A 9482-nucleotide genomic window follows, 5' to 3' on the forward strand; every position below is an offset into this window, starting at 1 on the left:
GGCTTTAGAAGCGCTGAGATTTCAAAAACATCACGCAAATCATGGCTTTGTCTGCTCTCAGGTGGTAGCAGATAGTAGTAGCTTTTGATGCGCGCGTTGATGGGACTGATCAAGGATAGAAACGGGACGTACTACGCTCAGCGGAAGGTGCCTGAACGCCTCCAAGAAGCTGTCGCGCGTGTCCTCAACTCCGAGAAACCCAAGCAGGTGTTCCTCAAGAAGTCCCTCGGCACCAAGGTGTTGAAGGACGCGAACGTTGCTGCCACGCACGTCTTGGCGGACTTCAATCGGACGTTGGCCAACCATGCCGACCGTCGACTCGATCATGGCGCTGACCTGGGCCTCTCGCTTGGCCCAGGCCTTCACCATGAACTTGCGCTGTTTGTCGATATCTTCTCGCATGTCTTTGAAGCGCTCGACGATAGCTTCAATTCGCTGCTTGAACCGCGAACCGGTCAGATATTGGTAGACTTGATCTGCCTTAGAATGCTGGCCAGCCTGCGTCATGCGTGCACTGGCGACCTCTAAGAGACCCTGGCGTAGGGTCAGGGCAACTGGCACTGCGCAGCGCGCACATCGAACTGGGCCGCGAAGGTCTCTTCAACCTCATCAAGGCCTCTCCCGCGTCCCTCAAATATGAACCGGGCCTGATCATGGCCGAAGGCGACTTTGTCATCGTCCACGGGCGATCCTCTAGCATTGGACTCCCAAGAAACTGGATTGCCGCCGACATCGTGCGCATTGCCGACGGGGTGTTGGCCGAACACTGGGACGTTCTCCAGGATGAGGCGGCTCGCGCGGAGTCGAAGAGCGGTCTGCCAATGTTCGGTGACACCTTCACCGGTTGATCTTCGGGCGTCACCGATGGTTGCATGCAGCGAGGAATAGATATCTTTGAAGGGTTGTTGACTTCCGCTGTTGACCATTAGCAGACAATCAGGGCGCAGCGCAGGAATTGTCCCGGCTCGGGCTTACTGCACTTCCAAAGCATTACCAAGCTGTTACATTAAATGGCGTTTTGGGCGAAACACCATGCTTGGTGCAGTTTCAATCGAGTCTGTCTGAAGAAACGGGTGGAGCAACGCCAGTGCCAATTTTCCTCGACCGACACGATCTCTCAGGCCTGACAGCTTCCGATATCGCCGAGGCGCATCGAAAAGACCTGGAATTGCAAGATCAATACGGACTTCGTTTCTTGACGTATTGGTTTGATGAAGCGCGCGGTACGGGCTTCTGTCTCATTGACGCACCGGATATTAAAACTGCGATGCGGGTTCATGACGAAGCTCACGGCGACGTGGCGAAAGATGTGATCGAAGTGGACCTCTCAGCTGTCCAGGCGTTTCTGGGGAGAGTGTCTGATCCGGAACCGAGCGGCGAGGCAAGCAACGTCACAATCGATTCGGCCTTGCGGGCCATTATGTTCACCGACATCGTTGGCTCTACCAGCATGACAGAGCGTCTTGGTGATGCCCGATCTGTGGAGATGGTTCGGGCACATGACGCGCTGGTTCGCCGCGCATTGAAGGACAAGGGTGGGCATGTGGTGAAACACACTGGCGACGGCATCATGGCATCCTTCGCCGACGCGGCCGCCTCCGTGCAATGCGCTCGTGCCATCCAGCAAGCGTTTGAAGCGTTCAATTGGGCAAGCAAGGAGAAGCTTCGAGTGCGAATTGGTATTGACGTCGGAGAACCGGTTGCGGACAGCAACGACCTTTTTGGTGCGACCGTTCAACTGGCTGCTCGTTTGTGTCAGTTGGCCGAGCCCGATGCCATTCTTGTATCAAGTGCCGTTCAGGATCGCATCCGAGATCACTTGCATGTCACAAACATTGGTCCCTGCCATCTCAAGGGATTCCTGCAGCCAGTTGATGTATACGGAATCGACTGGCGTTAATACGCTGATAGGGCAAACGAACGAACGAACGCCGCAACCGTCCGGGCCCTTCACATGCACCAAGCGCGCATATCGTGCACCTAGCGATACCGTATCCCCTGCAAGGGCTTAGCCCATGGTGGTGACAAGGGCGGGTGACAATGGCCCGGCCATTCGCTGGGATCGAGGCCCCATCGGGGGAAGCCGCGCCTCCCTCCTGCTCGACCTGGGCTTCAGAGATTTCCGCCAACCGGGGAACCCTCATTGACCCTCAGGAGGCACCCCACCCCACACCTTGGTATGCCCGAAGTTTACCTCCGTTCAATTGAGCCGCTGATCGCGGTCGTCTTAGATAGGGTATGCGGTAGCGTGACCCACTGTCCCCTCAGACGCGCTATCGCTGCCCCTCATTGGGCGTTTCCTCCCTAGACTTGGGCCGCTTGTGGCAACGCAGGCGGCCTTTCTTCAGGATGGCGGCTCAGTCAGCGGGGAGTTTCGCAGTCGAGTGTGGTGATCGTTGCGGACGCGGACGACAATACCCGCACGCAGTCTGCTCACGCTGCGTCATCGTCGAGGCGTGAGGCTGTGGCCTACCGCCGCGCCGCGAGCCGGTTCGAGGTTGCCAGCTTGCAATGCCGCGCGCCTCTCGACGGTGGCGTGATTGAACAGTTCGAGCACCAGGCCGAAGGCCGCCAGTTCCTCTTCGTCGATGGCGCCGGCATCGTAGCAGTCGAGCGCTTCACCGATGATGACGTCGACCTCGCGCTGCATCGCCAGCAGTTGCTGGTTGGATTCCGCGGTGCGCACGCTGGAAACCATGGCCAGGATTCTGTTGCGATGGCTGGTATTTTCTTCCCTTTCGTCCCGATTCAAATAGTGACGCAACCAGGCGCCGGCCGAACCCATCCCGGAGAGAAGCAGGAGCGCAAACCAAAAGTAATCGCCGTACCTGTCGAGGAAGGTGCGTTCGGTGCCGTCGATGACGGCTGCCGCTCCCCGATGTACCGGCAGCTCGGCCTCTTTCTCGGTGTCCGGCTTGGTGATGTGCGCAGCGCCAGGCCCTTGCCTGGCAATCGCTTGGCTGAGGGCGAATAGTTGGCGGAAAAATGCCGCGACCGTCGTTTCAGACAAAGCCTTCCGCGCCACGATCAGGTGGCTGACGCTGACCGTCTCGACCTTGTCATCCGGCCAGGCCGGATTCGCATTGAAGACGCTGGGTGGAATTTCCTCGGACTCATAACGCGGGTGCTTCAGAGCGATGGCTTCCGATGCCTCGATCGCGAGAAACTTCGGCTCGCCTCGCGCGCGGGTCGTCGCGGCGATGGCGTCGGAGGTGATTTTGCTGTCGAGCGGACCGACCGCCATGAATGCATCGAGGGTGGGGTCGCGCGCCAGCTCCTCGATTTGGTCCGTGCCAAATTGCGTAACCGCGACCTTATCCGCCTCCCCGCCGGCGGCGCTCAGGACGACCCGCAGCAACGCGGCGTTCGCCGGCGTCCGACCGATCACGCCGACCCTGTGCCCTGCGAGATCGGCGATTTCCGATCCGATGCACGCCGGTGCCCAACTCGCTCGTCATCCAGCCGCTTGTCTTGCCGTGCTTCTGTTCGACAAATTTCAGGACGTCTTTGTGGGTTTGGTTCTTCTCAATCTCCTTTGCCGCTACACATTTTTGCTCGCCCAGAAGATCGCGCTGGAAACCGACGAAGCCGCTGTGCTTGCGCTTGCGAAGCCGTTTTCTCGGAGACTACCCTCTCTGCCACGAGTGGTGCGGCGCGCCTACTAGAGCTGTTCATGGGCGGGGCCGCCGCTTGTGGCGGCGGCCCCTGGCCGCCAAGCCGCCGGTACGCGAGACGAGGACGACTTCGCGACTGCATCGAGCATCGGCGCCGCCCACGGCAGGCGCAAGGACGTCTGTGCGTTAGTGTTACTTGGGCTGCTTGACGGCGCCTGATGGCTTCGCGGATGCGGTCCGCGCGGCGACCGCCTCAACCCTTTGTAGCGTCCGGGCGAACTCGGACCGCAGATGTTGCGCGTGCGCGACATCGTTCGGCTCTGATAGAAACGCGATCTTCACGAAGAAGCGGTTCAACAGCGATGTGACCAGAAGATTGTCTGAGTTTTGCGAGCGCAAGGCCCTGATCTGTCGCCGTATCTCGACTAGATCGAACGGGTGATCGTCCGGTTCATTCGTCAAAACGAGGCTCGCGCTATCGACAGCAAAAACGAAGCCGACGCGCCGAATATGATGGCGCGCCGACGTCGCCCTGAACCCGGACGGGGCAATGTCCGGTGCGCTAAACGTATCGGCGATTGGGGCGGGCGCAATCGCACTCGCTAATTAAGCTTGATGGCGGCGCGCGGAGTTAATTCCGGAACCTGAACGCCGCGCCCCACCTTGGCATTCCGTTTGCTCAGTCAAGACCAAAGGTCGGTCCCAGTGAAGGGGCTGTTTCAGGTTGAGGCAAACGATGCAAGAAGTGTCCCGTTCCGGTATCACCGGAGAACTACAGCTTAGCGCACTCATAGCCGATCTATGGTGGCGCGTCGATCTTTTGAATTCCGATATCCTCGAAGAGGAAGCCAAGGCGGGGTTGATCGACGTGCGGCAGCCGACGTATCCGCTGCTTGCGCTAAATCTTCGCGCGCGACGCGACAAGCTCGTATCGACGATCCGCATTCTTGAGGGACGTGCGAGGTCGGCGCAAGCGGCCGCGCGATAGGCTTCGCCCACGGCGAACCGTCCTACTGTTGAGGATTGCCGATTTCGAACGCGCCTAGACGGTAATCTTCGCCCACCGATTGCTCAGTCGTCGGCCCCGCAATCAAAGTGAACGTCGCGTCGGGATAGCGCGTCCACACTTCGATGTCGTCTGACGTAATGGTTAGATAGCCGAAGAAGCATTTGTAACGGCCGGGCTCCGTCATGCGGCCGATCTTGTCCCAATTGATCACGCGCATCGCTAGTTCCACTCATTTTCGGGCAGCGAGCCGAGAGGCGGTTTGAGTTCTTCTAGGCCGGCTTCGATAAGCGCAAGTTCCTCTTGGGTCGCCTTGACCGCGTTCTGAGGATTGATGCCCGACACGGCTTGCAGTTGGGCGAGCACCTTGCGGCGATGCGCTAGCAAATCTGCCAATGCACGTCGGTCCCGCACCTTCACGTAGCCGGCGACGATCATTTCCATGGCTGTTGACACTGCGTTGCCTCCTCTCCGCGCTTGAATTATCGCGGCCGGCTAAGCTCCAACAGACCGGCTTCTGTCATACGATATTCGACACCTTCGCCGGTCGAGCGTCGCTCCATCCATCCGTTCCGTAAAAGAGCAAGCGTTGTTCCGGGGTGATCGGGAAGCTTCGAAGAAGACACCCAATCGCGGTCACGAAGAGGATCGAGCATTTGCCGGTGATACTGATTAAAAAGCGACGTGCGCTTTTCTTGCCGACGGATGTCTTGAAGTATCGTTTCAGGCGGGCGTTCGGTTTCCATAGCCGTTTGTTGCCATCGCATGGTTTACGATCAGTTACGGATCGGGAACACCCGGCACCCTTTTCTAAATGGTTCATGGTTATTGTTTTGCGGCATGGGTCACGAGGACGCATCGGCGTCTAAAATTTGCAAGCCGATTGACAGGTGCGGGCTCGCCGAGAAGGCGGCACAGATCGATGAAGTGAGATTGGGCCGCCGCGCGCTCCGTAAGCTCGGCGAACTTCCACTTGGAAATGAACTGATCTGGGGTCACAAGTGTTCGCTGTTTTGGAGGATCGATCAGTCGACAAGAACTCTGCTCGCGAACTGTTTAAAGGTTTCGCGGTTTGGCTTTGCGACCGCCTGGACTACGTTCCGGAATTGCGGAATGGCTTTCTTCGTCAGCTCCGATGTAATTCGGTTGGCTGAAAAAGCGGCGTCCAAATTGCCGAGGAGGGGCAGCAATGCTGCCGATAGGTCGGTCCAATATTCCTCGGCTTTAACGCCGTGTTATCCCCTCCCTGTATAGTGCGCGAGGATCGGCTTTCGGCGCACCGGCCGAAGCGGCTGGGCACGACCTGTCATTCACCCGGTAAGGCGCAGCCCGGCCGCTTGGAGTACCCACGAAGCGCCCAGACCCGGCGAAGAGAGGCTTAAGCGGAACGCTAGACTGCGGCGTAGGAGTACGCTGTTTCATATTCATCGCCCATCGGTTGAAAACGGAGGCATGCAAATGCGTCTGGACTCGATGGTATTCGGGGGCCTGCTGCTGTTGATGACAGCGACCGCTGCGCCCGCGCAGGATTGCAATGCTCGTTGTTGCAAAAAGATATTCAATAGCCGCGTCTGCGAGCCGGTATGCAAGTCAAGTTGCGAGGCTGAAAAAGCGGCTCGCGGAGCAGGAGTGCCGGTCCCAGATATCGGGCCTTCTAAAGGTTGGGAACTGGGTCAGAAGCTGTTGACGATAAGCTGCGCCGCTGGTTTCGAGACGATTATGAAGCCTGCAATTTTGAACACAGGCTTCCCCTGCGGGCGGCGAGGCTTTCATAAACGCCTATGTGCAAATGCTCGCGAATGCAGGCATAATTGCTCCCCAAGAGTTTAGTGGCGTTTCAATTCGTTGGTGTAGCCTTTACAATGCAGAAGGACTTGTCCCGGACAGAAGCTTGGTGTGTTTGAGTGACAGTCTGGACCGCAATGACTGGTAATATCTGACCTTGCTCCTCGCTCACGAGATGAGACGCAACGGCGGAAGTTGGAATAATGACGGGTCGGCGGACCCGGCGACAAATATGAACGGCGCCGCCATTCCTTCTGCCGGCAGCTATGCTCCGGCGGTCGCATTCAACGGCTCTACCAGTGACAATTTCACGGCTAACTTCGGGGCGAGCGTTCACTGGGACGGTGCCAAGCGGCTTTACCTCTGGCTGGCCCCTATAAATGCCCTTCGCGCGATTAGGCGAACCAACTTGCGGTCGGCGGATCGACGACTGCGTTCGAGGCAAGCGTGACAATCACACCGCAGATGAAGGGCTTCATCATGGTCACGCCGAAAATGGCGACGCCGTCGACGGCGAACTGCTGCTCGCAGTTCTTCAGCGCGCCTCGACGATCCAGGGATTGCGCTTGGTCCAGTCGTAGCCGCCTTGGTGGGCTATCGCCTGCGGCTCGAGCGCGAGGGCGAGCGTGCGGCTCATCCGTCAATACTCGATCTCGTGCAGCCAGTCGGGCCCAGCTGGGACGATCTTTCCCAGAGGTTGGAATGCAGAACTCGAATGCCTTGTGCATGCTCCGGAGATAGGCATTCGAGAGGAAAAGCGAATCCGCCTAGCGCTTGAGCTCGACGTATTTACGGAGCTCGAACACGATGTCCGGCATGGCCTCGAGGAGGCGTGCAGCGTTCTGGGAAGTGGTCGAGAACGGCGCGAACCTGATCATGGCGTTCCAATTCCGGTATCCGTAGACGGTGATCGATACTCCGGATCTCGGAAAGCCATCCATCTTGCGAAGCTCGCTAAGGACGAGGTCGCCGATCGCGACGGCGGGCAATCGTGCTCGTCTTTCGTCGGGGCCGTTTGTGGGGGGCGGCATCTCCAGCGCCACGGGCGCCGTTGAGGGCGCGCTCATCGGCGCTGTCGGGGCGGCCTCAGCGAGCAGATGCGGTTCGGAAGCTTGCGCCTCCGCGCGCTTGCCGCTCAGAATGCCGCCAATCAGCGCCACAAGGCTTTGGTCTTTTGCCGCATCACCCATCGACGGCCTCCCGTCTTGATCGCCTGCCTAGACCTCCATGTACGAAATAGCGAGGTTTTCGCAGATCGACGCGAAAGCCATTTTCGTCTCAGCGTCCTCGAAGCAAAAATGTGTCCCTTTATCACCTCGCTCCATCCACCAGTCCACCTTGTTGGCTCGTGAAACGCGGGATGCCTCTCCGCGCAACTGATCCAGCAGCCTTCCGGAGGCATGTACTACGATGACGCGGTTTTCCATTTGAACGCTCATTGGGCCATTGAACGATCGGATACTGGAATACCAACTCGGCCGCCGTCTGTTCGCTTTCCAACCTTCGTAAGATGGACATGGCGTCCAGGCTTCGCAGGCGAGCCGATCGGCAGCCTTCCGGGCTTCTGCTGCACGCTCTGCCTTCGCCCGAGCGGACGCTCCATAAGAACCCGTGCAGCGCAGGTTGCATTTGCCCCGCTTTTCGACAACCGGCGCAGAAACGGCCTCAGCATCGGGGCAGCCACCCGTCAGATGCTGGGGCCGGTATGTTCACAAGCGAACAGTGCGATTTCTCCGGTTTATGGTAGGAGACCCGGGCGCTTGAAAGCGCACCCGTGTGCGCCTTGGCCCACGCACCCCCCTGCCGGCCCACATTCTCTCCTCGTCGCGGTCGGCTGGCCCGGGGCACAGAGAACGGCGCCAAGTGTCCCGGCACGTCGCCGTTGATAGAATCGCCAAGCACGACGGTCCCGGCGCGAACGCCAAGAAAAAGCCCCTAGCGAGTTGGGAAGCAGATTGGGTGGAATCATGGACAGAGAGCAATTTGAGAACATATCCATCGATGAGCTGTGGGCTCTCCACACAGAGGTCGATGAGATTCTCGCTGCAAGGATAGTTGCCAAAAAGCAAGAGCTCGCGCGGCGGCTTGAGCAACTCCATCACACGACGGGCGACTCGATCAGCCGACGCTCATCAGCATCGGCTCGGAACCACCCCTGAGAATGGCACCGCCCCTGCCGCAACACCATGCAACAAGACAAACGCCTCAGCATCTGCGGTGGTGTCGTCCTTTGCCGTCCAATGCCGCCGGTGGTCGCCACCCAGAGGCTCATTAAGCCATACGCATCAACCGAATGATACGAACTCGGGACGCATTTTTGCGAATCGGGAACTCCGCCCCCGTTCACCGGATCACCGTCTAACGAGTGGTTAAGGAGGAGCGGATAGGGTGTTCGAGCGTTTTGCCAAAGCCGTTTAGGACCTGAGCGATGAAGGACCTAGGGGACAGATTAGACAAGTTACGTGCCAACGCCTCAGATTTCGCCCTCATGAGCAGGCGGACGAGCGACCCAGAAAAACGCGAATTGTTTAGGCGCTTGGCAGATGAGCTCGCAATTGAAGCTCTCGAGCTTGAGCAGGTGGTAAAGAGGCAGCGCGAGCGGTCAAGTCCCAGCGAACCGGGCAACGTGGTGATCCTGAGGCTGCCTGAGGGGGACTGACCACGGCTTCCTGAGGATCGATGGCCGGCGGCGAGGAGCGCCCGCCGTCTATTACCCGGAAGTTGCGCTTCACCCGAACCGGCTTGTTCGGCTGCCAACGGCAGCACGGCATCAATCAAATCGCCCAATGGTCCAGACACGGTCTGTGATGCCCAGCGCAACCGCTGGCGTGGCCCGCAGCGCCTCATGGACCCGGCAAACCCGCAAGAACCGCCAGACATCAGACGCAGCCGTCCAGCGCTCGATCAGGCGTATAGCGATGCTGGCGAGCAAAATCCCGAGCAACCCGCCAACGACCTTTTCGGACGCATCCAGCAATCTAGACGATCGTTTCCTTGATTCGAATCATATTCAGGCGGCCTCGGCAAGTTTGTAGGACCAGGTATGGATGACCGGATGGCGGTTGACGTCGTCGATG

Annotated in this window: 10 protein-coding genes and 1 pseudogene; 3 read left to right on the forward strand and 8 right to left on the reverse strand. The window is 58.8% G+C overall.

What is annotated here, in order from left to right; all coding sequences use genetic code 11:
• Positions 1–57 precede the first annotated feature (57 nt).
• Complete coding sequence (locus IVA80_RS22450) at positions 58–561, reverse strand: DUF2130 domain-containing protein (protein WP_247435347.1); 504 nt, start codon at positions 559–561, stop codon at positions 58–60.
• Here IVA80_RS22450 and IVA80_RS22455 point away from each other — a divergent pair.
• Positions 510–848: a hypothetical protein gene (locus tag IVA80_RS22455; RefSeq protein ID WP_247435376.1), complete on the forward strand. Its 339-nt coding sequence runs from the start codon at positions 510–512 to the stop codon at positions 846–848. The two genes, IVA80_RS22450 and IVA80_RS22455, sit on opposite strands and share 52 nt — an antisense overlap.
• 239 nt (positions 849–1087) lie before the next feature.
• Positions 1088–1900, forward strand: a complete 813-nt coding sequence (locus IVA80_RS22460; protein WP_247435373.1) for a nickel-binding protein — start codon at positions 1088–1090, stop codon at positions 1898–1900.
• Between the two features lie 543 nt (positions 1901–2443).
• Here IVA80_RS22460 and IVA80_RS22465 read toward each other — a convergent pair.
• Positions 2444–3430: pseudogene (locus IVA80_RS22465) on the reverse strand (TAXI family TRAP transporter solute-binding subunit); the annotation flags it as partial.
• A 920-nt stretch (positions 3431–4350) separates the two neighbouring features.
• On the opposite strand from IVA80_RS22465, the gene IVA80_RS22470 reads away from it, so the two are divergent.
• Positions 4351–4602, forward strand: a complete 252-nt coding sequence (locus IVA80_RS22470; RefSeq protein ID WP_247435352.1) for a hypothetical protein — start codon at positions 4351–4353, stop codon at positions 4600–4602.
• A 22-nt stretch (positions 4603–4624) separates the two neighbouring features.
• Here the strand turns inward: IVA80_RS22470 and IVA80_RS22475 are convergent, their stop codons facing one another.
• The 6 genes from IVA80_RS22475 to IVA80_RS22500 form a co-directional block, all read right to left on the reverse strand.
• Positions 4625–4840, reverse strand: coding sequence for a hypothetical protein (locus IVA80_RS22475; protein ID WP_247435355.1), 216 nt, complete (start codon positions 4838–4840; stop codon positions 4625–4627).
• Between the two features lie 2 nt (positions 4841–4842).
• A complete protein-coding gene (locus tag IVA80_RS22480; protein ID WP_247435358.1) occupies positions 4843–5076 on the reverse strand; it encodes a hypothetical protein in 234 nt (77 codons plus the stop codon).
• 26 nt (positions 5077–5102) lie between these two features.
• Positions 5103–5366 carry a hypothetical protein gene (locus tag IVA80_RS22485; protein WP_247435361.1) on the reverse strand — a complete coding sequence of 88 codons (264 nt, stop codon included), beginning with the start codon at positions 5364–5366 and terminating at the stop codon, positions 5103–5105.
• Positions 5367–7172: 1806 nt separating this feature from the next.
• The gene (locus tag IVA80_RS22490; protein WP_247435364.1) at positions 7173–7595 is read right to left on the reverse strand and encodes a hypothetical protein; all 423 of its coding nucleotides are present in this window, start codon (positions 7593–7595) and stop codon (positions 7173–7175) included.
• 27 nt (positions 7596–7622) lie between these two features.
• Complete coding sequence (locus tag IVA80_RS22495; RefSeq protein ID WP_247435367.1) at positions 7623–7832, reverse strand: hypothetical protein; 210 nt, start codon at positions 7830–7832, stop codon at positions 7623–7625.
• A 1343-nt stretch (positions 7833–9175) separates the two neighbouring features.
• Positions 9176–9382, reverse strand: coding sequence for a hypothetical protein (locus IVA80_RS22500; protein ID WP_247435370.1), 207 nt, complete (start codon positions 9380–9382; stop codon positions 9176–9178).
• Between the last annotated feature and the right edge of the window lie 100 nt (positions 9383–9482).

The organism is Bradyrhizobium sp. 139, from assembly GCF_023074175.1.
Classification (GTDB): Bacteria; Pseudomonadota; Alphaproteobacteria; order Rhizobiales; family Xanthobacteraceae; genus Bradyrhizobium.

Bases quoted from the DNA above. Each gene is read 5' to 3' on its own strand.
- IVA80_RS22470 (WP_247435352.1), top strand. From the start codon at position 4,351: ATGCAAGAAGTGTCCCGTTCCGGTATCACCGGAGAACTACAGCTTAGC.
- IVA80_RS22475 (WP_247435355.1), bottom strand. From the start codon at position 4,840: ATGCGCGTGATCAATTGGGACAAGATCGGCCGCATGACGGAGCCCGGC.
- IVA80_RS22485 (WP_247435361.1), bottom strand. From the start codon at position 5,366: ATGGAAACCGAACGCCCGCCTGAAACGATACTTCAAGACATCCGTCGG.
- IVA80_RS22490 (WP_247435364.1), bottom strand. From the start codon at position 7,595: ATGGGTGATGCGGCAAAAGACCAAAGCCTTGTGGCGCTGATTGGCGGC.
- IVA80_RS22495 (WP_247435367.1), bottom strand. From the start codon at position 7,832: ATGGAAAACCGCGTCATCGTAGTACATGCCTCCGGAAGGCTGCTGGAT.